The sequence below is a fragment of the Siminovitchia jepli genome, from assembly GCF_047228825.1.
Lineage (GTDB): Bacteria > Bacillota > Bacilli > Bacillales > Bacillaceae_C > Siminovitchia.
In genome coordinates this window covers 153,850-178,756 of sequence record NZ_JBFEGN010000001.1, presented here as the reverse complement: position 1 = coordinate 178,756, position 24,907 = coordinate 153,850, and the positions used below count along the sequence as shown (strand labels likewise).

General features: G+C 43.7%; 28 protein-coding genes. All 28 read left to right on the top strand.

Going from position 1 to position 24,907, the window contains the following annotated elements:
- Window positions 1-81: 81 nt before the first annotated feature.
- Window positions 82-2,157, top strand: coding sequence for a type I DNA topoisomerase (gene topA / locus AB1L08_RS00905; RefSeq protein WP_413062781.1), 2,076 nt, complete (start codon window positions 82-84; stop codon window positions 2,155-2,157).
- Between the two features lie 157 nt (window positions 2,158-2,314).
- The gene (gene trmFO / locus AB1L08_RS00900; protein WP_413062780.1) at window positions 2,315-3,628 is read left to right on the top strand and encodes an FADH(2)-oxidizing methylenetetrahydrofolate--tRNA-(uracil(54)-C(5))-methyltransferase TrmFO; all 1,314 of its coding nucleotides are present in this window, start codon (window positions 2,315-2,317) and stop codon (window positions 3,626-3,628) included.
- Window positions 3,629-3,674: 46 nt separating this feature from the next.
- Window positions 3,675-4,565, top strand: a complete 891-nt coding sequence (gene xerC / locus AB1L08_RS00895) for a tyrosine recombinase XerC (protein WP_413062872.1) — start codon at window positions 3,675-3,677, stop codon at window positions 4,563-4,565.
- A gap of 21 nt (window positions 4,566-4,586) precedes the next feature.
- Window positions 4,587-5,129 (top strand): ATP-dependent protease subunit HslV, encoded by a 543-nt coding sequence (hslV, locus tag AB1L08_RS00890; protein ID WP_413062779.1) that lies wholly within the window; start codon window positions 4,587-4,589, stop codon window positions 5,127-5,129.
- 47 nt (window positions 5,130-5,176) lie between these two features.
- Entirely contained in the window at window positions 5,177-6,595 is a 1,419-nt protein-coding gene (hslU, locus tag AB1L08_RS00885) for an ATP-dependent protease ATPase subunit HslU (protein ID WP_413062778.1), read from the top strand.
- Window positions 6,596-6,639: 44 nt separating this feature from the next.
- Window positions 6,640-7,419, top strand: a complete 780-nt coding sequence (gene codY, locus AB1L08_RS00880) for a GTP-sensing pleiotropic transcriptional regulator CodY (protein WP_413062777.1) — start codon at window positions 6,640-6,642, stop codon at window positions 7,417-7,419.
- An 808-nt stretch (window positions 7,420-8,227) separates the two neighbouring features.
- Window positions 8,228-8,617 carry a flagellar basal body rod protein FlgB gene (flgB, locus tag AB1L08_RS00875; RefSeq protein WP_413062776.1) on the top strand — a complete coding sequence of 130 codons (390 nt, stop codon included), beginning with the start codon at window positions 8,228-8,230 and terminating at the stop codon, window positions 8,615-8,617.
- A 3-nt stretch (window positions 8,618-8,620) separates the two neighbouring features.
- Entirely contained in the window at window positions 8,621-9,073 is a 453-nt protein-coding gene (gene flgC, locus AB1L08_RS00870) for a flagellar basal body rod protein FlgC (protein WP_413062775.1), read from the top strand.
- Between the two features lie 23 nt (window positions 9,074-9,096).
- Window positions 9,097-9,402 (top strand): flagellar hook-basal body complex protein FliE, encoded by a 306-nt coding sequence (fliE, locus tag AB1L08_RS00865; RefSeq protein WP_413062774.1) that lies wholly within the window; start codon window positions 9,097-9,099, stop codon window positions 9,400-9,402.
- A gap of 18 nt (window positions 9,403-9,420) precedes the next feature.
- Complete coding sequence (fliF, locus tag AB1L08_RS00860; protein WP_413062773.1) at window positions 9,421-11,022, top strand: flagellar basal-body MS-ring/collar protein FliF; 1,602 nt, start codon at window positions 9,421-9,423, stop codon at window positions 11,020-11,022.
- A 5-nt stretch (window positions 11,023-11,027) separates the two neighbouring features.
- Window positions 11,028-12,038 carry a flagellar motor switch protein FliG gene (gene fliG, locus AB1L08_RS00855; RefSeq protein WP_413062772.1) on the top strand — a complete coding sequence of 337 codons (1,011 nt, stop codon included), beginning with the start codon at window positions 11,028-11,030 and terminating at the stop codon, window positions 12,036-12,038.
- The gene (gene fliH / locus AB1L08_RS00850; RefSeq protein WP_413062771.1) at window positions 12,031-12,777 is read left to right on the top strand and encodes a flagellar assembly protein FliH; all 747 of its coding nucleotides are present in this window, start codon (window positions 12,031-12,033) and stop codon (window positions 12,775-12,777) included. Before fliG ends, fliH begins: the two co-directional genes overlap by 8 nt.
- Window positions 12,774-14,099 carry a flagellar protein export ATPase FliI gene (gene fliI, locus AB1L08_RS00845; RefSeq protein ID WP_413062770.1) on the top strand — a complete coding sequence of 442 codons (1,326 nt, stop codon included), beginning with the start codon at window positions 12,774-12,776 and terminating at the stop codon, window positions 14,097-14,099. Before fliH ends, fliI begins: the two co-directional genes overlap by 4 nt.
- Window positions 14,099-14,545, top strand: coding sequence for a flagellar export protein FliJ (fliJ, locus tag AB1L08_RS00840; RefSeq protein WP_413062769.1), 447 nt, complete (start codon window positions 14,099-14,101; stop codon window positions 14,543-14,545). The genes fliI and fliJ overlap by 1 nt, the downstream gene beginning before the upstream one ends.
- A gap of 8 nt (window positions 14,546-14,553) precedes the next feature.
- Window positions 14,554-15,156 carry a MotE family protein gene (locus tag AB1L08_RS00835; protein WP_413062768.1) on the top strand — a complete coding sequence of 201 codons (603 nt, stop codon included), beginning with the start codon at window positions 14,554-14,556 and terminating at the stop codon, window positions 15,154-15,156.
- 5 nt (window positions 15,157-15,161) lie between these two features.
- On the top strand, window positions 15,162-16,589 hold the full coding sequence (locus AB1L08_RS00830) for a flagellar hook-length control protein FliK (protein ID WP_413062767.1): 1,428 nt from the start codon (window positions 15,162-15,164) through the stop codon (window positions 16,587-16,589).
- Window positions 16,590-16,597: 8 nt separating this feature from the next.
- Entirely contained in the window at window positions 16,598-17,233 is a 636-nt protein-coding gene (flgD, locus tag AB1L08_RS00825) for a flagellar hook assembly protein FlgD (RefSeq protein ID WP_413062766.1), read from the top strand.
- A gap of 16 nt (window positions 17,234-17,249) precedes the next feature.
- Window positions 17,250-17,642 (top strand): TIGR02530 family flagellar biosynthesis protein, encoded by a 393-nt coding sequence (locus AB1L08_RS00820; RefSeq protein ID WP_413062765.1) that lies wholly within the window; start codon window positions 17,250-17,252, stop codon window positions 17,640-17,642.
- 71 nt (window positions 17,643-17,713) lie between these two features.
- Window positions 17,714-18,511, top strand: coding sequence for a flagellar basal body rod protein FlgG (gene flgG / locus AB1L08_RS00815; protein WP_413062764.1), 798 nt, complete (start codon window positions 17,714-17,716; stop codon window positions 18,509-18,511).
- A 46-nt stretch (window positions 18,512-18,557) separates the two neighbouring features.
- A complete protein-coding gene (locus tag AB1L08_RS00810) occupies window positions 18,558-18,773 on the top strand; it encodes a flagellar FlbD family protein (protein ID WP_413062763.1) in 216 nt (71 codons plus the stop codon).
- The gene (gene fliL / locus AB1L08_RS00805) at window positions 18,766-19,191 is read left to right on the top strand and encodes a flagellar basal body-associated protein FliL (protein WP_413062762.1); all 426 of its coding nucleotides are present in this window, start codon (window positions 18,766-18,768) and stop codon (window positions 19,189-19,191) included. The genes AB1L08_RS00810 and fliL overlap by 8 nt, the downstream gene beginning before the upstream one ends.
- Window positions 19,192-19,227: 36 nt before the next feature.
- Window positions 19,228-20,226, top strand: coding sequence for a flagellar motor switch protein FliM (gene fliM, locus AB1L08_RS00800; RefSeq protein ID WP_413062761.1), 999 nt, complete (start codon window positions 19,228-19,230; stop codon window positions 20,224-20,226).
- Entirely contained in the window at window positions 20,219-21,373 is a 1,155-nt protein-coding gene (fliY, locus tag AB1L08_RS00795) for a flagellar motor switch phosphatase FliY (protein ID WP_413062760.1), read from the top strand. Before fliM ends, fliY begins: the two co-directional genes overlap by 8 nt.
- Before the next feature lie 46 nt (window positions 21,374-21,419).
- Window positions 21,420-22,073, top strand: a complete 654-nt coding sequence (locus AB1L08_RS00790; protein WP_413062759.1) for a flagellar biosynthetic protein FliO — start codon at window positions 21,420-21,422, stop codon at window positions 22,071-22,073.
- Complete coding sequence (gene fliP, locus AB1L08_RS00785; protein WP_413062758.1) at window positions 22,066-22,731, top strand: flagellar type III secretion system pore protein FliP; 666 nt, start codon at window positions 22,066-22,068, stop codon at window positions 22,729-22,731. Before AB1L08_RS00790 ends, fliP begins: the two co-directional genes overlap by 8 nt.
- 31 nt (window positions 22,732-22,762) lie before the next feature.
- The gene (gene fliQ / locus AB1L08_RS00780; protein ID WP_413062757.1) at window positions 22,763-23,032 is read left to right on the top strand and encodes a flagellar biosynthesis protein FliQ; all 270 of its coding nucleotides are present in this window, start codon (window positions 22,763-22,765) and stop codon (window positions 23,030-23,032) included.
- Between the two features lie 4 nt (window positions 23,033-23,036).
- Window positions 23,037-23,816, top strand: a complete 780-nt coding sequence (gene fliR, locus AB1L08_RS00775; protein WP_413062756.1) for a flagellar biosynthetic protein FliR — start codon at window positions 23,037-23,039, stop codon at window positions 23,814-23,816.
- Window positions 23,813-24,895: a flagellar biosynthesis protein FlhB gene (gene flhB / locus AB1L08_RS00770; protein ID WP_413062755.1), complete on the top strand. Its 1,083-nt coding sequence runs from the start codon at window positions 23,813-23,815 to the stop codon at window positions 24,893-24,895. The genes fliR and flhB overlap by 4 nt, the downstream gene beginning before the upstream one ends.
- Window positions 24,896-24,907 lie beyond the last annotated feature (12 nt).

Here is a 24,907-nt window from a genome sequence, read left to right as displayed (position 1 = left end):
TTTATTTCATTGACAAACCTATGATACATGTATAAGATTTATTCTGATTTAAGTTACTACACCTCCGGGGAGGATTTTTGTATGTCCGATTACTTGGTTATTGTGGAATCGCCTGCAAAGGCGAAAACCATTGAACGATATTTGGGAAAAAAATACAAAGTGAAAGCATCCATGGGGCATGTCCGTGATTTGCCAAAGAGCCAAATGGGTGTAGACGTTGACCATAATTACGAACCAAAGTATATTACGATCAGGGGAAAAGGCCCCGTTTTAAAAGAATTAAGAAATGCGGCGAAAAAGGCAAAAAAGGTTTACCTGGCGGCCGACCCCGACAGGGAGGGCGAAGCGATTGCCTGGCATCTCGCCCACAGCCTGGATGTCGACATTCATTCCAACTGCCGGGTTATTTTTAATGAAATTACAAAAGATGCCATTAAAGAGTCATTTAAACATCCGCGCCCCATCAACATGGATCTTGTGGACGCACAGCAGGCAAGACGGGTTTTGGACAGACTTGTCGGATATAATATCAGCCCCCTTCTTTGGAAAAAAGTAAAAAAGGGATTGAGCGCCGGAAGGGTGCAATCGGTGGCAGTCAGACTGATCATCGACAGGGAAAATGAAATTAAAAACTTCACACCGGAAGAATATTGGTCCATTGAGGGCAGCTTTAAAAAAGGCAAGGATCCATTTCAGGCGGCTTTTTACGGTGTAGGCGGAAAAAAAGTGAAATTGGAGTCCGAACAAGACGTAAAAGAAGTATTGGAAAAAATAAAGGGCAACCAGTTTGTCGTCGACACCGTCACCAAAAAAGAGAGAAGACGAAATCCGGCAAAACCTTTTACAACCTCCTCCCTCCAGCAGGAAGCTGCAAGAAAACTGAACTTCCGCGCCAAAAAGACGATGATGCTGGCCCAGCAGCTTTATGAAGGAATTGACTTGGGAAAGGAAGGCACAGTTGGGCTCATTACGTACATGAGAACCGATTCCACGAGAATTTCGGATATAGCCAAAAACGAAGCGGCGGAATATATTACGGCCAGCTTCGGGCAGGAATATACAGGAAGCGGCGGACGCAAGGAGAAAAAGGCGGGGAAGACCCAGGATGCCCATGAAGCGATCAGGCCAACGAGCACAATGAGGGAACCGAATTCGGTAAAGGCTTATTTGAGCCGGGACCAGCTCAGATTGTATAAACTGATTTGGGAAAGGTTTGTAGCGAGCCAAATGGCTCCCGCTGTCATGGACACGATGACAGTCGACTTAAAAAATGGAGAAGTCATATTTCGTGCAACCGGCTCCCAGATCAAATTTCCGGGTTTCATGAAGGTTTATGTGGAAGGCACTGATGACCAGCATGAGGAAAAAGAAAATGTTTTGCCGGCTTTTTCGGAAGGCGAGCACGTGAAAGCCGATAAACTCGACCCGAAACAGCACTTTACGCAGCCGCCTCCACGCTACACGGAAGCAAGGCTTGTCAAAGCACTTGAGGAGCTTGGCATCGGAAGGCCGTCCACGTACGCCCCGACATTGGACACGATCCAAAAACGCGGTTACGTCGCACTTGACAACCGCCGATTTGTACCGACAGAGCTTGGGGAGATTATTCACGAACTGATGATGGAGTTTTTCCCTGAAATTCTGGACGTCGAGTTTACGGCAAAAATGGAATCCAATCTGGATGAAATTGAAGAAGGGCAAATAGCCTGGGTAAAACTGATTGACGAGTTTTACAAAGGTTTTGAAATAAACCTGAAAAAAGCAGAAGAAGAAATGAAGGAAGTAGAAATCAAAGATGAATACGCAGGCGAGGATTGCGAGAAATGCGGCAATCCGATGGTGATTAAAATGGGCCGGTTTGGAAAGTTTATGGCCTGCAGCAATTTTCCGGATTGCAGAAACACCAAACCGATCGTAAAACATATCGGGGTCCAATGTCCGAAATGCGGCAAAGGCAGTGTTGTAGAACGAAAAAGCAAGAAAAAGAGAATATTTTATGGGTGTGACCGCTATCCTGAATGTGATTTCTTATCTTGGGACAAACCGCTTGAAAGACCTTGTCCTAAATGTGATGGTTTGCTCGTAGAGAAAAAAATGAAAAAAGGAAAGCAGGTGCAATGCTCCAATTGCACCTATAAGGAACAACCCCAGGAGTAAAAAAGGGAGGCGAGCGCATGCTCGCCTTTCTCCATGCATAAAAAATACCGGGAATAAGCTCATTATTTTTATTTCGCAACCGTTTAGGGTAAAATGCAATAGGGATATGGAAATAGCAGTATTTGTGAATGATTGATCATTTATGGGAGGTAAAAAAATGCCGCAATCGGTTAATATAATCGGGGCAGGGCTCGCCGGCAGCGAAGCAGCCTGGCAGGTTGCGAAAAGGGGCATCCGGGTTCATTTATATGAGATGCGGCCTGTAAAGCAAACGCCTGCGCACCATACGGATAAATTTGCCGAATTGGTCTGTTCCAATTCATTGAGGGCCAATTCCTTGACGAATGCAGTCGGCGTTCTGAAAGAAGAGATGAGGATCCTTGACTCGCTGATCATTGAAGCGGCGGATCAGGCTTCCGTACCGGCCGGAGGGGCTTTGGCCGTTGACCGCCATGATTTTGCCGGTTATGTGACAGAAAAAATTCGCAATCACCCGCTCATAACCGTTTACAACGAAGAAATAACAGAAATCCCATCAGGCATCACCATCATTGCAACCGGTCCATTAACGAGCCCGGGACTTTCCGAAAAGTTAAAACAACTGACCGGCGAGGATTATTTATATTTTTATGATGCCGCTGCGCCCATTGTGGAAAAAGACAGCATTGATATGGACAAAGTGTACTTAAAATCACGGTACGACAAGGGTGAAGCGGCATACTTGAATTGCCCGATGAACGAGGAGGAATTTGACCGGTTTTATGAAGCGCTGATAGAAGCGGAAACCGTTCCATTGAAAGAATTTGAAAAAGAAATTTTCTTCGAAGGCTGCATGCCCATTGAAGTCATGGCCAAAAGGGGCAAAAAGACCATGCTGTTCGGCCCTTTAAAGCCGGTGGGGCTGGAAGATCCCCGCACAGGCAAAACGCCATATGCCGTTGTCCAGCTAAGACAGGATGATGCGGCAGGAACACTTTACAATATGGTCGGATTTCAAACGCATATGAAATGGGGCCCCCAGAAGGAAGTGATACAACTTATTCCAGGATTGGAAAATGTTGAAATTATCCGCTACGGTGTAATGCATCGGAATACATTTATTAATTCGCCCAAGGTACTCAAAAACACCTATCAGTTTAAGAAGAGAGAAACATTATTATTTGCAGGGCAAATGACGGGAGTCGAGGGCTATGTTGAATCGGCCGCAAGCGGGCTCGTCGCGGGAATCAATGCGGCCATGATCTCCAAAGGAAAAGCCCCCCTTGTCTTTCCGAAGGAAACGGCCATCGGAAGTTTGGCCAACTATATTACAACGACAGGAGCGAAAAGCTTTCAGCCGATGAACATTAACTTTGGACTTTTTCCCGAACTTTCGCAAAAAGTAAAGAACAAAAAGCAGCGAATTGAGCAATATGCGAAAAGGGCGTTATCAACAATTCAAAACTTTGCAGAAAGTTGCAACGATAAATGAATTGTGATAATATTTAGAAGGCTCTGGCGAAAGAGGGATTTGTATGATGTTGGAAGCAGTTCAATCATTTTTGGAATATATGCAAATTGAAAAAAACTATTCCTCTTACACAATTCAATTTTATAAACAAGATATATATGATTTTATCCATTTTATGAATGAGCAGGGGATCGGATCGTTTAAGGATGTAGAGTATTTGGATACACGCCTGTATGTGACCTCTTTATATGAAAAAAAATATGCCAGAACGAGCGCAGCCAGGAAAATTTCGAGTTTGCGGAGTTTTTTTAAATATCTCATGAGGGAAAAACTGGTGGCTGAAAATCCCTTTCTTTTAGTGGTTCAACCAAAACTTGGGGTAAAACTTCCGAGCTTTCTCTATGAGGAAGAAATGGAACAGTTGTTTTACGCCTGTGATGTTTCCAGCCCATTGGGGAAGAGAAATCGCGCGTTGCTGGAACTATTGTATGCAACGGGCATCCGGGTAAGCGAATGTGCGGAAATTGAATGCAAAGACATTGATTTCGACTTTTCCACCGTGCTCGTCAGGGGAAAGGGAAACAAAGAGCGGTACATTCCTTTCGGAGATTTTGCCAGAGAAGCATTATTGACATACATCGATCATGCAAGAAGCAAACTGGTAAAGCCGTCTTCCAGCCACAATAAACTGTTTGTGAATGCAAAAGGCGGCCCCCTGACTCCAAGAGGGATCCGCTATATTTTGACGGAATTGATGCAAAAGGCAACCTTAAACGGAAAATTGCATCCGCATATGATCCGCCATAGCTTTGCGACACATTTGCTGAATAACGGTGCCGATATGCGGACGGTACAGGAGCTTTTGGGACACTCCCATTTATCGTCCACCCAAGTGTATACACATGTAACGAAAGAACATTTGCGAAAAACGTATATGAATTTTCATCCGAGAGCGTAGCGGGTTGAAGGAGGGATTCCAATGGATCAATTTCATGCAACGACTATTTTTGCCGTTCATCACAACGGAAAGTGTGCAATGGCGGGCGATGGGCAGGTAACTTTCGGGAACGCCGTCGTCATGAAGCATACTGCCCGAAAAGTGCGTAAATTATTTCATGGGAAAGTTCTTGCGGGATTTGCAGGATCAGTCGCAGATGCATTTACACTTTTTGAAAAATTTGAAGGAAAGCTGGAAGAATTCAATGGAAACCTGCAGCGGGCTGCAGTAGAGCTTGCCAAAGAATGGCGCAGTGATAAAATTTTGCGCAAGCTCGAAGCGATGTTAATTGTAATGGACCAGAAAAATTTGCTGCTTATATCCGGAACCGGGGAAGTCATTGAACCGGATGACGGAGTCCTTGCCATTGGTTCCGGAGGGAATTATGCACTTGCGGCAGGCAGGGCGCTTAAAAATTTTGCTGGTGAACATCTGGCAGCCAAAGAAATGGCCAAAGCCGCACTTGAAATAGCGGCAGATATTTGTGTTTACACTAATCGACAAATAATTGTCGAAGAATTGTAACACATGTAGGCTGATTAATGCGGTAGTGTATGTAAGGAGGGACAAATGTGCCAGTTTTAAATAAAGGGAATGACTTGACCCCGAGACAGATTGTTGAACGGCTGGATCAATATATTATTGGGCAAAAAGAAGCGAAGCGGGCGGTTGCCGTAGCACTAAGAAATCGTTATCGGCGCGGGCTATTGCATGAAGACATACGGGATGAAATTGTTCCGAAAAACATATTGATGATCGGCCCGACCGGGGTCGGTAAAACCGAGATTGCCCGAAGGTTGGCCAAAATGACAGGAGCGCCTTTTGTAAAAGTGGAAGCGACCAAATTTACAGAAGTAGGCTATGTCGGCAGGGATGTTGAATCGATGATCCGTGACCTCGTTGAAACATCCATTCGGTTAGTAAAAGAAGAAAAGATGCTGGATGTGAGGGAGCGTGCCGAAGAACAGGCAAACAAGCGGCTCGTAAAACTTCTCGTTCCCAGCAAGAAAAAAACGGAGAGCTTTAAAAATCCTTTCGAAATGATTTTTGGCGGAACACAGCAAGGAGAAACCTCCAACGCTGCTGATGACCAGGAAGAATTGAGCCTCCGGGAGAAACGGAGAATCATTGCCGAAAAACTGGCCAACGGAGAGCTTGAAAATGAAATTGTCCAAGTGGAAGTAGAGGAACAGCAGCCGTCCATGTTTGATCTATTCCAAGGCTCGGGCATGGAGCAAATGGGAATGAATATGCAGGACGCGTTAAGCAGCCTCATGCCCAAACGAATGAAAAAAAGAAAACTCCCCGTCAAAGATGCCCGAATTGTTTTAACAAACGATGAAGCCCAAAAATTGATTGATATGGATGAGGTAACGCAAACGGCCATTCAAAGAACAGAACAAACAGGCATCATCTTTATTGATGAAATTGACAAAATTGCCAGCAAAGGAAATCAATCCTCATCTGCAGACGTATCAAGGGAAGGGGTTCAGCGGGATATTTTGCCGATTGTGGAAGGCTCCACGGTCATGACAAAGTACGGGCCTGTTAAAACAGATTATATTCTGTTTATCGCCGCAGGGGCATTTCATATGGCGAAGCCGTCGGACTTGATTCCGGAACTTCAGGGGCGTTTTCCGATCAGGGTGGAACTTGAAAAATTGACTGTCGATGATTTCGTCAAAATTTTAACCGAGCCGGATAATGCACTCATTAAACAATATACAGCATTGTTGGAAACGGAAGGTATACAAATAGAATTTTCAGACGATGCTATTAACAGGCTTGCGGAAATTGCTTTTGAAGTGAATCAAAATACGGACAATATTGGTGCCAGACGCCTCCATACAATCATGGAAAAATTATTGGAAGACTTATCGTTTGAAGCACCGGATATTACGCTTGAAAAAGTGGAAATCACACCCCAATATGTTGACCAGAAACTGGCAGCAATCTCGAAAGACAAAGATTTGAGCCAATTTATTCTTTAAAAATATGCTGAAATGAGTTTAATGAATCGTTAGGAGGAGAAACAATGGAACTATTAACAAGAACAAGAACAATTAACGCAATGCTTCAAAAAGCAGCCGGCAAACCGGTCAATTTTCGGGAAATGGCGGAAACTTTATGTGATGTGATTGATGCAAATATTTACGTATTAAGCCGCCGGGGGAAATTGCTCGGTTATGCCATCCGCCAACAAATTGAAAATGACAGAATGAAAAAAATGCTCGAGGATCGCCAGTTCCCGGAAGATTACACGAAAAGCCTGTTTAACATTACTGAGACTTCTTCAAATCTTGACGTAAACAGCGAATACACGGCATTTCCTGTAGAAAGCAAAGATTTATTTGCCACCGGCTTAACAACAATTGTGCCAATCAATGGGGGCGGCGAGCGTTTAGGCACGCTCATATTGGCAAGATTGGAGCAGGAGTTTGACAACGATGATCTTATATTGGCGGAATACGGTGCAACGGTTGTCGGCATGGAGATTCTTCGTGAAAAATCGGAGGAAATCGAAGAAGAGGCCCGCAGCAAAGCGGTAGTCCAAATGGCCATCAGCTCCCTTTCCTACAGCGAATTGGAAGCCATTGAACACATTTTCGAGGAACTCAATGGTACGGAAGGATTGCTTGTAGCATCCAAAATCGCGGATCGTGTCGGAATTACCCGGTCTGTTATTGTAAATGCCCTGAGAAAACTGGAAAGTGCTGGAGTTATTGAGTCACGCTCGCTTGGAATGAAAGGAACATACATTAAAGTATTGAATCCGAAATTCCTCGTAGAATTGGAAAAATTAAAATCAAGCTAATGTCCATGATCGGCGCCGGGAAATCTCCCGGCGTTTATTTTTTGTTCAAGAAAAAATAAACTTCAATTTTCTGAACAAGTAAAGCATAACCTGGCAAGAAAATTTTTCATCAAAAAAAATCTTTCTGTGTTTAGCTCCGACGCACAGGATGTGCTAGTGCAGGCGAAGCGACAGGACAAGGAAAGCTGCGACAGCGTCGTCATCGCACGAAGAAAAAGCGTAAGCTTTTTCGAGGACGTCGCCGCCTGAGCCTGCCGACGCACAGGATGTGCTAGTGCAGGCGAAGCGACAGGACAAGAAAAGCTGCGACAGCGTCATCATCGCACGAAGAAAAAGCGTAAGCTTTTTTCGAGAACGTCGCCGCTTGAGCCTGCGTTTCCTTTATCTCGCCAGAGGCACTCCACGTCGATCGGCAAGACGCTTGCGCCTTATCATCATTGTAATATGTCCAGCTCCAGGCGCCATAGGCAGGAGGTCATGAGCCGAATTGCTGTGTTGGCTAAAAAAGCTGTCTCTTCGCATTTTGGCTGTAATTGCCGAGGAAAGACGGGCTTTTTGCGGCATTTCTTGCAAAAACGATTATCATCCCACCCGATTTTACGCGGGTGGTTTTGATGATATTTTTAATACATTTTTGTTACAAAATATCATCAAACAAGCTCATTTTCATAGAACTAAAGTACCATTTTTCATGTTTTTGCCACAAAAAACGGCAAAAAAGCCTCGACATCTATAGACGTAATATGACATTCAGATTACAATAGTAGTAAGTTTAGGGGATACATGAAAAAAATGGATGGTGTTTAGTATGAAATTGTTCTCCGGAATTTTTCCTACCCTTGAGGCTTCATTAAAATATTCTTCCATTAAACAAGAATTATCGGCACAGAATATTGCAAATGCAGATACACCGAACTATAAGGGAAAACGAGCAAGCTTTAAAAAGGTATTCGATCACACTGTATCGAACATGGAAACCCATGTAACAAACCCGCGCCATTTTAAAATAAAACCCGGGCTGTATCCGTCCACCGGCATTGAAAATGTGCGTGTGCAGTATCGCCATGACGGGAACGGCGTGGATATAGACAAAGAAATGTCAGACATGGCTGCAAACCAAATATATTTTCATGCCATTTCGGACAGATTGAACGGGAAATTTTCCACACTGAAAGATGTCATTAAGGGAGGAAAATAAAAAATGGCCATGTTTCATTCTTTGAACATTTCTTCCTCGGCACTTACTGCCCAGCGTCTAAGGATGGACGTCATTTCATCCAATATGGCGAATGTAGATACAACGCGCGGGAAATTGGTGAATGGCCAATGGGAGCCATATAAACGCAAAATGGTTGTAATGCAGCCGCAGGAGACATCATTTGCTTCAATTCTCGACAAAACCGTCAAATCCAACGGGAAGATGCCCGGCGGCGTGAAGGTGACGCGGATCATTGAAGATCAAACACCCTACCGTGCCATTTTCGATCCGGATCACCCGGATGCAGACGAAAATGGGTATGTATACTATCCAAACGTTGACCCCCTGCGGGAAATGGCGGATTTGATCAGTACTACCCGATCTTATGAAGCAAATGTGACGGTCCTTAACGCGACAAAAGGAATGTTAATGAAGGCCCTTGAGATTGGAAAATAGGATAAAAGGGGGAAATAGACAGGATGGAAGTTCATGTACCTAATTCCAAATTCATAGATTCATTCACAGCTGACAAAACAAACAAACCGCACCATGATGGCGACCGCCAAAACGGTTTTGGCACTTACCTGAAAGACGCTTTGAATGAAGTCAATAAACTTCAATTGGAATCGGATTTAGCGACTAAAAAGCTGGCTTTGGGAGAACAGATACAATTACATGAAGTCATGATTGCAGGACAGAAGGCATCCATTTCCATACAGGCTGCATTGGAGATACGTAACAAGGCAGTGGAAGCATACCAGGAAATCATGAGGATGCAAGTGTAATCTTTAAGGGGATTTTCGATGAGGGACAAACTGGAAAAGCAACTTAAATACATTAAAGATTTTTGGGTGGAACGGCCAAAAAAGCAGAAAATATTGCTCGTTTCACTCCTTATTATTGGCCTTTGTTTTTGCGTGGTCCTGGCTTATATCTTTAACCGGCCTGCGATGGTTCCCCTGTATACAAATTTAAAGCCGGCTGAAACGGGTTCGATCAAGGAAAATCTGGACTCAAGAGGAGTTAAATCAGAGATCACGGACAATGGAACAACAATAAAAGTGCCAAAAGAACAGGCGGAGACATTGCTGGTTGATTTGGCGGCCGAGGGGATCCCCAATTCGGGAAATATCGATTATTCGTTTTTTAGCAACAATGCAAGCTTCGGGATGACAGACAATGAATTTAATGTCATTAAACTGGATGCAATGCAAAACGAGCTGTCGGAAATGATCACAAGCATCGAGGGCGTTGAAGATGCAAAAGTAATGATCAATATTCCCGAAAAAAGCGTATTTGTAAAGGAAGAGGATGAAAAAGCATCTGCTTCCGTCATTCTTCAAACCAAACCGGGTTACGAGTTTAATGAAAAGCAAATACGCTCCTTATACCATCTTGTCTCAAAAAGTGTGCCCAATCTTCCGGCAGAGAATATCGTCATAAGAAACCAATATTTGGAGTATTTTGATTTGGAAGAAAGCGGGATTGCCGACAACAGATTAGATCAGCAAATGAAAATCAAAGAAAAAATCGAAAAGAATATTCAAAGACAAGTTCAACAAATGCTTGGCACATTAATGGGATTCGATAAAGTGATCACGCTTGTAACGGCAGATATTGATTTTTCCCAAGAAAACAGAGAGGAAAATTTGGTTACGCCTGTTGACGAGGAAAATATGCGGGGAATCGCCATAAGCGCCCAAAGGATTACCGAGACATTCTCGGGTGAAGGCGGCCAGGCGGGAGGAGTCCCCCAGGCAGGTGATCCGGCAGACAGCGGCGCCAATCAGTACGTTGAAGGTGCCGGGAATAATGGCGAGTCTGAAAAATCCGAAGAGACAATGAACTATGAAGTCAATAAAATCCGCAAGGAAATAGTCGAAAGTCCCTACAAAATCCGCGATTTAGGGATACAAGTGATGGTTGAACCCCCAAATCCGGAAGCAGCGGGATCTTTCCCGGAAGAACGGATCGATGATATTCGTGATATTCTATCCACTATTGTAAGGACTTCAATCGATAAAGAATCAGGTGCGGACATAACGGATGAAGATATTGAAGACAAGGTAGTCGTATCCGTTCAGCCGTTTAATGGAAAGACGGTTATGGATGAGAAAGAAGAAAGCGGCTTGTTGCCTTGGTGGGCATATGTCGTATTGGGAGTCCTCGTGGCCATCATAGCGGCGTTGATATTTTTATGGATCCGGTCTGCCAAATCAAGGGAACAAGAAGAGGAAATGGAATTTTTGGAGCATCTTTCGGAAGAGGCTGACACAGATATGAATTTAAAAGGCGAGCATGATCCGTTTGAGCACCGCAAACAACTGGAATTATTTGCAAAAGAAAAACCCGACAAATTTGCCGAGTTGCTTCGCACATGGCTGGCTGATAACGAGGAGGCATGACATATATGAGGAAAGGGCAAGAATTAACAGCCAGGCAAAAAGCTGCCGTGCTTCTTATTTCCCTGGGACCCGAAAGTGCCTCATCGGTTTACAAGCATTTGTCGGAAGAGGAAATTGAAGCATTAACGATGGAGATTACCAGTGTCAGGAATGTTGGCTCGGAGCAAATTGACAAAGTCATAGAAGAGTTTCACGAAATTGCAACTGAACAAAAATACATATCCCAAGGCGGTGCCGGCTTTGCGAAGGCGGTGTTGGAAAAAGCAGTCGGAGCGGAGGAGGCCAGTCAAATCATGGAGCGGTTGCAATCCACCATGCAAGTTCGTCCTTTTGATTTTGCAAGAAAAGCGGATCCCAGCCAAATTTTAAATTTTATTCAAAATGAGCACCCACAAACAATCGCCTTGGTCCTGTCCTATTTGGATCCGGAGAAGGCAGGCCAGATACTTTCGGAATTGCCCAATGATACGCAGGCCGATATCGCCAGAAGGATCGCGGTCATGGACAGGACATCTCCGGATGTCATCAAGGAAGTCGAAGCGATACTGGAAAGAAAGCTTTCTGCCACCGTAACGAATGATTATTCCCAAAGCGGCGGGATTAATACTGTGGTAGAGGTGCTTCAAGGCGTTGGACGGGCAGCAGAGAAAACCATTCTCGACGCGCTGGGAGTCCAGGATCCAAAATTGGCGGAAGAAATTAAAAAGCGAATGTTTGTGTTTGAAGATATCGTTACGCTCGACGACCGCTCCATTCAAAGGGTTATAAGAGAATGTGAAAATGAAGATTTGATGCTGGCGCTTAAGGCGGCAAGCGATGAAGTGAAAGAAATGGTCTATAAAAACATGTCAACGCGGATGGCCACGACGCTTCAGGAAGAGATGGAGCTGATGGGACCGGTCAGGTTAAGTGATGTTGAAGAAGCACAATCAACGATTGTTTCAATTATCCGCCGTCTGGAGGAAACCGGAGAAATCGTGCTTGCACGCGGAGGAGGAGACGATATTCTTGTCTAAAGTCATCAAATTAAATGCCGGGCACCTTTCATCAGCAACGAAAAATATCAAGCCCAGATTAATAGAAAAGGTACATCCTTACGACGCCGAAAACAAAACGGTTGAATTCATTGTCCAAGCCGAATCAAAAGCCAAAAAAATTGTGGCTGATGCTTATGAGTTTGCCGACGAGCTAAAAATGAACATTCAAGAAGAACGCCGATTGTGGAATGACGAAAAAAAGCAATTGCAGGAAGAAGCATGGAACGAAGCATATGAAAAAGGGCAGAAAGCGGGAAGAGAAGCAGGTAAAAACGAGTATAAACAATTGATACGGCAAGCCCGGGACGTCATTGAACTTTCAAAAAAACAATTTCGGGCATACGTGGAAAAGGCAGAATACACGATTCTTGAACTTGCCATCGAAAGTGCACAAGCCATTTTGCACTCGGAAGTTTCAAACAATCCGGAACAATATATGGAAATCGTAAAAAAAGTATTAAAAGAGTTCAGGAATGAACGGGAAATCTCTATATATGTTCATCCTTCCCAATATGAACTATTGGTCGAGGCGAATGGTGAGCTTGCAGCGGTGAATTCCGGCGAAACGAAGATTTTCATATACCCATCCGAGCAATTGAATGAATATGGATGCGTGATAGAATCGGAAAATATGAGAATTGAAGCAGGCATCGACAGCCAGCTTTCACAGTTAAAAGAAAAACTTGCGGAAATTCTTTCTGCTGATGGAAACAAATGAAGGCAAAAGACTTAATCCCCCATATCCGAAAGATTAATACGTTCAAGCGATATGGAAAAGTGACAAAAGTGGTCGGGTTAATGATCGAATCACAAGGGCCGGAAAGTTCAATTGGTGATGTTTGCCATATTCACGTAGCCGGCAAAAATGGCAAAATTCGCACTGTAATGGCAGAAGTCGTTGGTTTTCAAGGGCAAAAATTAATTTTAATGCCATATTCAAACTTAATGGAGGTAGCGCCGGGCAGTCTTGTTGAATCAACGAATAAGCCTCTCGAAATACAGGCGGGAAATGAATTGGTGGGAAAAGTTGTCGACTCCTTGGGGATTCCGATGGATGGCTCAATGGTACCCCAGGGAATGACTTCGGTCCCGATAGACAGGAATCCGCCCCCTCCATTGGCAAGGCCTTCCATATCCAGTCAATTGGAAACTGGTATCAGGGTGATTGACAGCCTGCTTACAGTTGGCCATGGTCAGCGTCTCGGCATTTTTGCGGGAAGCGGCGTTGGGAAGAGCACCCTTCTTGGCATGATTGCCCGAAATATGAATGCGGATGTAAACGTCATTGCGCTAATTGGTGAACGTGGAAGAGAAGTGAAAGAATTTATTGAACGGGATTTGGGCCCGGAGGGGTTAAAAAAATCGATCATTGTTGCCGCAACTTCCGATCAGCCTGCATTAATGAGGATTAGGGGAGCTTTTACGGCAACAGCCATTGCTGAATATTTTCGGGATCAAGGCTGCAATGTAACCTTATTAATGGATTCGGTGACAAGAGTGGCCATGAGCCAAAGAGAAATTGGGTTGGCAGTGGGTGAACCCCCCACAACAAAAGGTTACACACCTTCCGTTTTTGCATTGCTCCCCAGGCTCATGGAACGGGCAGGAACAAGCGAAAAAGGTTCCATAACCGCTTTTTATACAGTTCTTGTCGATGGAGACGATTTGAATGAACCGGTCGCTGATACGGTTAGGGGTATTTTGGATGGCCATATTGTGCTGGACAGGTCCATGGCCCAAAAAGGACATTACCCGGCCATCAATGTATTGAAAAGCATCAGCCGGCTCATGAATCACCTGGTAACACCCGAACACAAAAAAGCGGCAGAAAAAATCCGGAAAATATTGGGTACTTATATGAAAAACGAAGACCTAATCAACATAGGGGCATATAAACAAGGAAGCTCCGCAGAAATAGATGAAGCCATACAATATTATCCGTTTATCATGGAATTTTTTCAGCAGGAAACAAATGAGCGGATATCCAGTGAGGATTGTATCAGATCATTGATTCATTTAGCAGAAACAGGTGAATTTTAATGAAGTTTGCATATAGTTTTGAAAATCTGTTGGAGTTAAAAGAAAGAGAAAAAGATGAAGCATATGTGTCCTATCAAAATGCCGTCCATCAATTTGAAAAAGCCGCCACCAAATTATATGAATCCTTAAAGAAAAAAGAGCAGCTTGAAAAGCTCCAGTCCAATCAACTGAAAAAAGGATTTACAATCAATCACCTCAGACAGTACCAGCAATATTTGCAAAGTACGATTGAAACGATTGATTATTGGCAATTGGAGGTCATTCAAGCGAGAGAACAGATGGAATCTTTGAAAGAAACTCTTTTTGCAAGAAATATTGAATGCAAGAAATATGAACGTTTAAAGGAAAAGAATAAAGAAGCTTTTTTACAAGTCATTCAGCATCATGAAAACATCCAAATGGATGAATTGGCAGCCATCCAATACAGTCATCGAAAGGGAAATTAGGTGGTGAAGTGGATAAAGCCTTGAAAAATAAAGAACAAAACAAATCAAAGGGAGCAGTTCAGCGATTGGTATTATGGGTGGCAGTTCCGCTTTTGATCATGCTGCTCTTGATCCTTGTAATCGGATCAATCGCCGGCATAAACGTATTGGAAAAGACAAAACAAGCCATCGGGAATGTACCCATTTTTTCAGCTTTTTCAGATAATAGCAAATTAAGCATTGAAGAGTATCAAAAAAGAATTGTGGATCTGGAAGGAGAAATACAAGAGAAAAACACCCAGCTTGAACAGCTCCAAAAAAAATTGGAAGAAAAAGAAGCCGAAGCAGATCAGCTGCTTATGGAAAAGAAAAGACTTGAGAACTCAACGGAAGAGCAAATTGAAAACAAAAATGAAAACAAGCCCGATATGAAAGAGATAAAAGCAGTCTATGAAACAATGGCCCCCAAAAAGGCCGCACTGATTATCCTGGAAATGAAGGAAGAAGATGCGCTGAACATCCTTTCCGGTTTAACACCCGATTCATTGGCCAGAGTTTTGGAGAAAATGCCGCCGGATAAAGCGGCCGCTCTAACACAGAAACTGGCCAGAGCGGGCGATGAAAGGAGGTGAGTGCAGTGCGGATAAACCTGTTTGAGAGGATGCCCGATATGATAACAGCCGAAACGGGACAGACAAATGTTGACCCGGACAGTTTATTTAACAAGGTGTTTGAAGAGCGAATGGAAAATTGGAATGCGGATGATCCGCCATTGCTTTCGGAAGAAGATGGGTCGCTGGTTCAAGAGCTGGGCAAGGATGTTGAATCCCCGGATTCTTTGCTTTCGGAAGAGGATGGGCCGCTGGCGCAAAAGCTGGGCAAGGATATTGACCCACCGGATTCTTTGCTTTTGGAAGAAGATGGGTTGCTGGCCCAAAAGTTGGGCAAAAATGTTGAACCCCCGGCTTCTTTGTTTTTGGAAGATGACGATTCGGTGATCAAAAAATTGATAGAGGACATTCAACACTTAGTTTCCTTGCTTACGGCTGAAATAAAACAGGAGTTGGAACCTATAGATCCGCAACGATTGGAAAATATGAAACAATCTTTGTCGGAACTGGAAAGCACTGAAATGTCCGATCCGCTGCATTTTTTGCAAAAGCTGGATGAGTTCATTTCTTTTGTTGCTGAATCGCCAATGGATCATGGGCACAGCATTTCCATTCAACAGCTAAATCAGTTAGCCGAACGCTTAAAATCAATCGCGGACAACCCTGAAGGCCGAAAGTTTATACCATTTACCGGCTTTCTTCGGACTTTCCCCGAGTGGAATAACATTGTTGGGATGGTTCAAACGGAAAATGAAATGCCGGAATCGCTGACTTTACCAGACAAACAGAAAGATTCCCCTTTCGAACCATTTACAAGGCCGGTCGTGTTGCCTCCTGCAAACAATCAAAGCAGAGGGGAGCAGCAATTGAACTTTGGGTTTGTGTCCGGGCGCCAAGCTTATCAGGAACAAGCAGGATCAAGAATTTCTCTTGACCGCGACATTGCTTTAAACACGGGTTTGACTGAAATTCATACAAAACAATACTTGTCCCGCTTGCTTGACGACGGTGTCCGGGAACAAGAGGGAAGAGTGCTTGTAAGGAAATTGGTCTCCATTTTGCGGAACGCTCATTTTTCCAATGCCCATCAAACAAAACAGTTGACGATTCGTCTTTATCCTGAGAATCTCGGTTTTTTGAGAGTTGAGTTGTTCCAAAAAGAAGGGGAGATGGTTGCTCGTATTATAGCATCCACGCAAATGGCAAAAAAAATGCTCGATGCCAATTTGCAACACTTGAAGCAAGGCTTGGCAAACCAAAATCTTCAAATTGAAAAAGTGGATGTGACACATTATCAGCCGGCAGAAAGGCATCCGTTTTCTGACAACAGACAAGGGCACAATGATCCACAAGGCGAGCAAAATCGTGATCAGGCGCAAAAAGAAAATAAAGAAAACAATGAACAGCATTTTACAATTTTATTAAATGATGCATTATTTGAAACGAAAGTGTAGGTGAGATTGTGACAAACGCGGTCAACAACGATTATGGTGTGCCGGAAAATCCGAATCAAAAGAAGAATGAGGGTCAAAACACTTTGGGGCAGGATGCATTTTTAAAGATTTTACTAACACAGCTTCAAAATCAGGATCCTCTGAATCCGATGGAAGATAAAGATTTTATTGCCCAAATGGCTACTTTTTCATCACTGGAGCAGTTGACAAATATCAATAAGACCCTGGAAGTGTGGAAAGAGGGTTTTTCGCAGTCAAATCTGCTTGCCTTTACCGATTTTGTCGGGAAAGAGGTGACTTGGCATAAGATTGAAGGCGAAGAAAGTGAAACCGGCCAGCCTATCATCAAAGAAGGCAAGGGGGTTGTTGCGTCTGTCCAGTATCTCGGGGATACGGTACGCATCATTCTTGAAGACGGCACAGAACTGGCACCAGCGAACATTTCCGAACTGAAGGCAGCCTCCGGTGGAAATCCGTTGCTTGAGGCCAGCCATTTAATCGGAAGAACAGTCTCATGGATGGATAATGAACAAAATGAACGATCGGGAACTGTACATTCCGTAACCATGAAAAACGGAGTCCTTTCACTGCTGCTTGAAGATCAGACTGCCTTAAATATCGATCAGATCACGAAAATTTTATAAAAAGGATACACGATCCATGAATAATCATTATATTCATCCGTACAGCAAAAATGTGAATGTCATCCGCCAACCGGCAAGCGAACCGAAAGACGTATCCGCGCCAAATAAACACTCATTTGCCCAGCAGCTAAATGAAACGATCCAACGATCGAAAAAGTTGACATTAAGCAAGCATGCCAAATTGAGGATGGAACAAAGGAATATTCATATAAGTCCAAACAGATGGAGCCAAATTGAAGAAAAAATCAATGAGGCCAGAACAAAAGGCGTCAACGAACCGCTTGTGCTGCTAAAAGAGGCGGCCCTCCTCGTCAGTGCGAAAAATAATACCGTTATAACATTGATGGAGCGCAAGGAAGCGGGGAGCCACATTTTCACAAACATTGATGGAACCATTATTATGGAATGACGGCTGGACCTGTTATAGGAGGCCGTAACCGCCGAATGACTGAAGCGGTTGATTAAAGGAGGAAAAGGAATATGCTGCGTTCAATGTATTCAGGAATAAGCGGAATGAAAAACTTTCAAACAAAACTGGATGTAATCGGAAATAACATTGCGAATGTCAATACATTCGGATTTAAAAAAGGGCGTATCACCTTTCAGGACATGGTGAGCCAAACGATTTCCGGTGCAAGTGCCGGCGGAAATAACCGCGGGGGAGTCAATCCGAAGCAGGTCGGGCTTGGCTCACAGCTTTCCGCGATTGAAACGGTCGATACAACGGGAAGCATGCAAACGACCAACAGAGTGCTGGATGTTGCCATTCAGGGAGACGGATATTTTATTGTCCGCGATGGAAATGAGACTAAATATACGCGGGTAGGAAACCTCGGGTTTGATCACACCGGAACCCTTGTTACATCTACAGGCGCGCAAGTTTTACAAAATGATGGCCAAACCCCAATAAACATTCCAAATATTAACCAAGTGTCGAACATAAGCATCGCCGAAGATGGAACAATCACATTTTCGCGCAACGGCACACCGGGCACTGCCGGCATCATCGGGGTAGCCAGGTTCGCTAATAACGGAGGGCTTGAAAAATCAGGAGAAAACTATTACATTCCGACAGCCGCGTCCGGGCCACCCGCATATGGCCAGCCTTTGCAAAACGGTGCAGGAAAGCTTGTTTCCGGATCATTGGAAATGTCCAATGTTGACCTTTCCGAAGAATTTACAGAAATGATCGTCGCACAGCGCGGCTTCCAGGCCAACTCGAGAATCATTACGACATCTGATGAAATTCTTCAGGAGCTTGTAAACTTAAAAAGATAATTAAGGGAGGGACAGGACCGGCTGCGCTCCGGTCCTGGATGATTCATTGATCCAGGTCACAAAATTAAACGGAAAGTCTTTTTATTTGAACGCATTATACATAGAAACAATTGAATCTTTTCCTGATACGACGATTACCTTGACGAATGGCCATAAATATGTTGTATCCGAATCGGAAATATTGATTAGGGAGAGAATTCTTGATTTTTATCAATCAATTCAATTTTTTGGCCATAAACAGGAGGGCCATGGTGATGGGTAAACGTATCATCCGTATTCTGCTTATATTATTGATCGTATTGCTCCTTGGCGGAACAGCCTTTTTGCTGATAAATGACAAGATCAATGGAAAGTCGAAAGAAAAAGAACCATCAATTGATGAGATTCTGGAAGCATCGGTTCATGTCAATGACATTACGACCAACTTGCTGGATGACCGCTATATAAAGTTGTCTTTGACAATTGAAACGAACGGTGCAGAAGCAAAGGAAGAACTGGAAAAACGTGATTTTCAAATTCGGAACATCATTCTGTCTGAGCTTGCAGACATGGAGTCCGGGGATTTGCAGGGAAAAGAAGGAAAAAGGAAGTTGGAAGATATGATAAAAGGCAAAATGAATGAAATGTTACAAAATGGTGAAATAAAAAAAGTATATATCACCTCCTATATTGTTTCATAATGAAGTATCCAAATAGTACCTTTGGAGGTGGCTGTCATGTCTGATGAAATACTATCTCAGAGTGAGATTGATGATTTATTGTCAGGACTTTCCGAGGGAGAAATTACTTTTGAAGAAAAAGAATTACATAATAATAAAAAAAATGTAAAAGTCTATGATTTCAAAAGGGCATTGCGATTTTCCAAGGATCAGATCAGAAGCTTGACAAGAATTTATGACAATTTTTCGCGGCTATTGACAACTCTCTATTCTGCCCACTTAAGAACATATACAAATTTTTCGGTCGCTTCGGCCGATCAAATACCATATGACGAATACATACGTTCCATTCCAAGCATGACATTTTTGAATATCCTTGAAATACCGCCGCTCAAAGGCAGAATGATCATGGAAGTTCACCCCAATATCGCTTACGCAATGCTTGACCGGATATTGGGCGGCAAGGGTTCCGGGGTTAACAAAATCAACCATTTAACGGATATAGAAACGAAGCTGCTGAATAATCTCTTTCAGCGGACGTTGGAACCGTTGCAAGAAGCATGGACGAGTATCGTACAAATTGAACCCATTTTAACCGAAATTGAAGTCAATCCGCAGTTTTTGCAAATGGTTTCCCCAAATGAAACGGTCGTCGTGATTACAATGCAGGCAACTGTAGGGGAAACGAGCGGAATGATCAATATATGCATTCCCCATGTCGTATTGGAGCCCATCATTCCGAAGCTTTCGGCACAATACTGGATGGAATCGGGCGCCAAAGAGAGAAAGCCGGAAACAATTACAGCTTTGGACAGAAATATTCGGGAAACCGATATTGAAGTAACGGTTGAGCTGGGCTCGGCGGACCTGACGATAAAAGATTTCCTTTCGCTCAATGAGGGGGATATTTTCCAGCTCAATACAAGCATCGATGACCCCTTGACCGTCAAAATAGCCGGCATCCCCAAATATTTGGGCCAGCCGGGCAAAAGGCACAATTATCTTGCTGTACAAATTTTATCGATGATAAACGAGGGAGATGAAGACAATGAATAACGAGAAGCTCTCTCCGGAAGAGATTGAAATGCTGCTTTCTAAAGGATTCATTGAACAAGAGAACGGAAATAACAGTGACATTGATGACTTAAATGACATGGAACGTGACGCTTTGGGCGAGGTTGGCAACATTTCCGTCGGAAGGGCGGCAACTACCCTGTCTACACTGCTAAATCAAAAAGTGGAAATCACAACGCCAACGGTTTCTATGTTAGACCGGGATACCTCGGATGAGCCGCTTCCTTCAGGCGTCGCGGTCCGTGTCACTTATACAACGGGATTCTCGGGGATAAACGTATTAATTCTAAAAAAAAGCGATGTAGCTGCCATTGCAGATATGATGCTGGGCGGGGATGGAACTTCTCCGGCTGAAGAAATGGATGAAATCCATTTAAGTGCTGTCGAGGAAGCCATGAATCAAATGATTGGTTCAGCAGCCTCGTCGATGTCTACATTTTTTAATAAAAGGGTTGATATTTCCCCTCCCACCATCCATTGGCCTGAAGACTCCTTTGATGAAGTCCTGGAAGAGTTATCAAACCAAACCAAATTTGCCCGCGTTTCTTTCCAGTTAAAAGTCGGTGACATCATTGACTCAACGATGACACAGCTGATTCCAATCGATTTCGCAAAAGATTTGGTAAAGGAGCTTTTATCCAAGTTTGATGAAGGGGAGGACGATCAGCCGGAGTTGGAAGAAGCCGAAGAGCAACATGTTGAAAAAAAGAATGAGACGATTCACCCTAAGGTAACAGATGAACATCCATCCCGCCATACACAAGGAAATACGGGTCGATCCGATCCACATACGGAAGCGGAAAACATGCCAAACGTTCAAAGAGTCCATTTTTCCGATTTTGATGACGAAAGCGTTGATGGTTTTGAAGCAAACAACCTGGATGTTTTATTTGATATACCTTTGCAGGTGACTGTTGAGCTCGGAAGAACAAGCCGTTCGGTTAAGGAAATACTCGAACTTGGTGCCGGCTCCATTATCGAGCTTGATAAATTGGCCGGAGAACCGGTGGACATTTTGATTAACAACCGTCTCATTGCAAAAGGAGAAGTGGTTGTCATTGATGAAAACTTTGGTGTAAGGGTTACGAACATTTTAAACAAGCGGAATCGCCTGGAACGTTTAAGATAACATGGAGATGAAACCATCTATTTTAATAGAGTTAGGAAATCGAACAATGATTGACAAAAGTAAATTTTTATGGACCGTTCTCATTTTTTTCATCCTGATAAACCCGCCTTTTGTCCAGGCCGGCAAAACCGATTACTCTGTCGGCGAGTGTCTGGAAAATCCGGATAAATGCAAGGAGGATACAGGGCAGGCAGATGTTGCACCCAAGGAAAATCAATCCTTTTCAATCGGTGTGGCGGATGTTTTTAAAATGCTTTTTGCCCTCATTTTTGTCATTGCACTTTTATATTATTTGTTAAAGTTTATCAATAAGCGAAGCCAGTCATATCAACAAACAAGCCTGATCCAAAATCTCGGGGGGACGGCTTTGGGCGGCAACCGCTCGCTCCAAATGGTAAGGGTCGGCAAGCGCCTTTTTGTTTTGGGTGTTGGTGAAGATATTCGCTTGATTAAAGAGATATCGGATGAAAAAGAGATTGAGGAATATTTTCACCAGTATAACGAGCAGTTGGAAAAAAGCTTTCAGCCAACAAAATTGACCAAGTGGTTTAATAGCTTAAGAGAATCTGCCAGGCAGGGAAACGGAATGGAAAGCAACAAAGACTTTCAGCAGCAGCTGATGGAAGAAATGGATGGGATCAAAAAAGAAAGAACGAAGGCGCTGGACAGTTTGCGGAAGGGGAATGACACACATGAGTGAACTCACGGATTTTTTTAACAGTTCGCCGGAAACGGTGTCCACTTCCGTTAAATTGTTTCTCCTTTTAACAGTATTGTCGCTCGCTCCGGGCATTTTAATGGTCATGACATCATTTACGCGCATTGTGATCGTTCTTTCATTCGTCAGAACATCGCTGGCTACCCAGCAAATGCCTCCCAACCAGGTCATTATCGGATTATCGCTGTTTTTAACTTTTTTCATTATGGCGCCCACATTCAACGAGGTGAATAAAGAAGCACTGACGCCTTTGTTTCAGGATGAAATTTCGCTGGAAGAGGCATACAACAAAGCCGCTGTTCCTTTTAAAGAGTTTATGAGCAAACATACGAGACAAAAAGATTTGGAACTCTTTCTAACGTATTCCGGGGCTGAACGACCCGAAACAGTTCAGGACATTCCGTTGCAGGCACTTGTCCCGGCCTTTGCACTCAGCGAAATGAAGACCGCTTTTCAAATTGGCTTTATGATCTTTATCCCCTTTTTAGTAATTGACATGGTTGTGGCCAGTGTATTGATGTCCATGGGGATGATGATGCTGCCCCCGATGATGATTTCGCTCCCGTTTAAAATTTTGCTCTTTGTACTTGTTGACGGGTGGTACTTGGTGATCAAGTCATTGCTTGAAAGTTTTTCGTAAGAAGTTCTATACATTTAAAGAAGGTGATCATTTGAGCGCCGAAACAGTTATTGCGTTGGCGGGAAAGGGCGTCTATACGATATTGATTATTGCCGGCCCGCTTCTGCTGCTTGCCTTGATCATTGGCCTGGCCGTCAGCATTTTTCAGGCGACGACACAAATACAGGAACAGACACTCGCGTTTATTCCGAAAATTATCGCGGTGCTTTTGGGAATTGTTTTTTTCGGCCCGTGGATGTTAAGCCGGATGCTATCTTACACTTCGGATATTTTTCAAAATTTGACCCGGTTTGTAGGTTGATGGAATGGAAGAGTTTATCACGCGGTTTTCGGTTTTTTTGCTTGTGTTTGTCAGGGTATCGGCGTTTTTTGTTACGATGCCGCTTTTCTCATACCGAACGTTGCCGTCCGCATTTCGCATCGGTTTTGCCTTTTTTCTGTCGGTGCTGATGTATACAACGGTTTATCAGGGAACGATTGATATGGATGCGGAATATTTCATGCTGATTTTAAAGGAAGCGGCTGTGGGGCTTTTTATCGGGTTTATTGCTTATATGATATTATCCGCGATTCAAGCTGCCGGCAGTTTGATCGATTTTCAGATGGGATTTGCCATCGCCAATGTCATCGACCCGCAAACAGGCGTTCAAACTCCGTTGGTGGGCCAATATTTATATATGTTTTCTCTTTTATTGCTGCTGGCTGTAGACGGACATCATATGCTGCTGGACGGGATTTTCTACAGCTATCGGTTTATCCCCCTTGATCAGGCAAGTTTCGGATTTGCCGATCCCGATCTGGCCGAGTATGTGGTCAAATCATTTGCGATGCTGTTTCTCATTGCTTTTCAAATGGCAGTACCTGTAGTTGCCGTACTTTTTCTCGTAGACGTGGCACTTGGGATCGTGGCAAGAACCGTACCGCAAATGAACGTGTTTGTCGTTGGTTTTCCCATCAAAATTGCCGTCAGTTTTATTGTTATTTTCATCGTGATCGGCGTCATATTTGGTGTTATCCAACAATTATTTGAAACGATGGGTTACGTGATGAGAGATGTGATGGAAAAGCTGGGGAATCAATCATGAAGCAGCTTCGACTGGACCTTCAATTTTTTGCCGGGGAAAAAACGGAAAAAGCGACACCCAAGAAAAGACAGGATACGAGGAAAAAAGGGCAGGCGGCGAAAAGCCAGGATGTCAATACGGCTATCGGGCTGCTCGTTGTTTTCACTTTTTTGCTGTTTTTTTCACCGAAACTTGGACAAGCCATCTTTCACATTTTCCGACAGGCCTTTACGGAGTATATCCTGCTTGATTTAACGCCGGGAAATTTGCGGGAAATAACCTTTGAAATATTCAAGGGGATGGCAATTCTTCTCGGTCCCGTCATGCTTTTAGGCCTTATGGCAAGTGTAGGGGCGAACTTGCTTCAAGTGGGGTTTATGGCATCCGCCGAGCCGCTTAAGCCAAAGTTTGAGAAAATTGATCCGGTTAAAGGGATGAAAAGGATATTTTCCGTCCGGGCAATCGTTGAATTGCTGAAATCGATTTTGAAAATCGGGTTTGTGGGTTTCGTGGCTTTCTTTGTCCTTTGGCAAAGAATTGACGAAGTTCTTATACTGTCGCATAAAACCGTTCCTGCGGCATTAAAAACGATCGCAAGCCTGACGTTGCAAATGGGAATCAGCGCCTCCATTGCCCTGCTGCTGTTATCCCTCCTGGACTATTTATATCAGCGGTATGACTTTGAAAAAAACATCCGGATGTCCAAGCAGGATATAAAAGACGAGTTTAAAAATACGGAAGGGGATCCGCTGATTAAATCAAAAATAAAACAGCGGCAAAGGGAGATGGCCATGGCCCGCATGATGCAGGAAGTTCCCAATGCAGATGTTGTCATTACAAACCCGACACACTATGCCATCGCTCTAAAATACGATGAAAATCAATCGGATGCTCCGGTTGTCGTGGCAAAGGGACTCGATTTCATGGCGGAACGAATCAAAAAACTTGCCAGGGAACATGGCGTTGTGCTTGTCGAAAACCGCCCGCTGGCACAGGCATTATACAAACAAACCGATATCGGGGATAAAATACCCGAAGACTTTTTCAAGGCAGTTGCCGAAATATTGGCTTATGTGTATCGACTCAAACATAAGATTTGATTGGGCTATAGG

Bases quoted from the DNA above. Each gene is read 5' to 3' on its own strand.
- topA (WP_413062781.1), top strand. From the start codon at position 82: ATGTCCGATTACTTGGTTATTGTGGAATCGCCTGCAAAGGCGAAAACC.
- fliY (WP_413062760.1), top strand. From the start codon at position 20,219: ATGAATAACGAGAAGCTCTCTCCGGAAGAGATTGAAATGCTGCTTTCT.
- fliL (WP_413062762.1), top strand. From the start codon at position 18,766: ATGGGTAAACGTATCATCCGTATTCTGCTTATATTATTGATCGTATTG.
- hslV (WP_413062779.1), top strand. From the start codon at position 4,587: ATGGATCAATTTCATGCAACGACTATTTTTGCCGTTCATCACAACGGA.
- codY (WP_413062777.1), top strand. From the start codon at position 6,640: ATGGAACTATTAACAAGAACAAGAACAATTAACGCAATGCTTCAAAAA.
- xerC (WP_413062872.1), top strand. From the start codon at position 3,675: ATGTTGGAAGCAGTTCAATCATTTTTGGAATATATGCAAATTGAAAAA.
- fliJ (WP_413062769.1), top strand. From the start codon at position 14,099: ATGAAGTTTGCATATAGTTTTGAAAATCTGTTGGAGTTAAAAGAAAGA.
- AB1L08_RS00820 (WP_413062765.1), top strand. From the start codon at position 17,250: ATGAATAATCATTATATTCATCCGTACAGCAAAAATGTGAATGTCATC.
- flgG (WP_413062764.1), top strand. From the start codon at position 17,714: ATGCTGCGTTCAATGTATTCAGGAATAAGCGGAATGAAAAACTTTCAA.
- fliI (WP_413062770.1), top strand. From the start codon at position 12,774: ATGAAGGCAAAAGACTTAATCCCCCATATCCGAAAGATTAATACGTTC.
- trmFO (WP_413062780.1), top strand. From the start codon at position 2,315: ATGCCGCAATCGGTTAATATAATCGGGGCAGGGCTCGCCGGCAGCGAA.
- fliE (WP_413062774.1), top strand. From the start codon at position 9,097: ATGGAAGTTCATGTACCTAATTCCAAATTCATAGATTCATTCACAGCT.
- fliM (WP_413062761.1), top strand. From the start codon at position 19,228: ATGTCTGATGAAATACTATCTCAGAGTGAGATTGATGATTTATTGTCA.
- flgB (WP_413062776.1), top strand. From the start codon at position 8,228: ATGAAATTGTTCTCCGGAATTTTTCCTACCCTTGAGGCTTCATTAAAA.
- fliR (WP_413062756.1), top strand. From the start codon at position 23,037: ATGGAAGAGTTTATCACGCGGTTTTCGGTTTTTTTGCTTGTGTTTGTC.
- fliF (WP_413062773.1), top strand. From the start codon at position 9,421: ATGAGGGACAAACTGGAAAAGCAACTTAAATACATTAAAGATTTTTGG.
- flhB (WP_413062755.1), top strand. From the start codon at position 23,813: ATGAAGCAGCTTCGACTGGACCTTCAATTTTTTGCCGGGGAAAAAACG.
- fliP (WP_413062758.1), top strand. From the start codon at position 22,066: ATGAGTGAACTCACGGATTTTTTTAACAGTTCGCCGGAAACGGTGTCC.
- flgC (WP_413062775.1), top strand. From the start codon at position 8,621: ATGGCCATGTTTCATTCTTTGAACATTTCTTCCTCGGCACTTACTGCC.
- fliG (WP_413062772.1), top strand. From the start codon at position 11,028: ATGAGGAAAGGGCAAGAATTAACAGCCAGGCAAAAAGCTGCCGTGCTT.
- AB1L08_RS00790 (WP_413062759.1), top strand. From the start codon at position 21,420: ATGATTGACAAAAGTAAATTTTTATGGACCGTTCTCATTTTTTTCATC.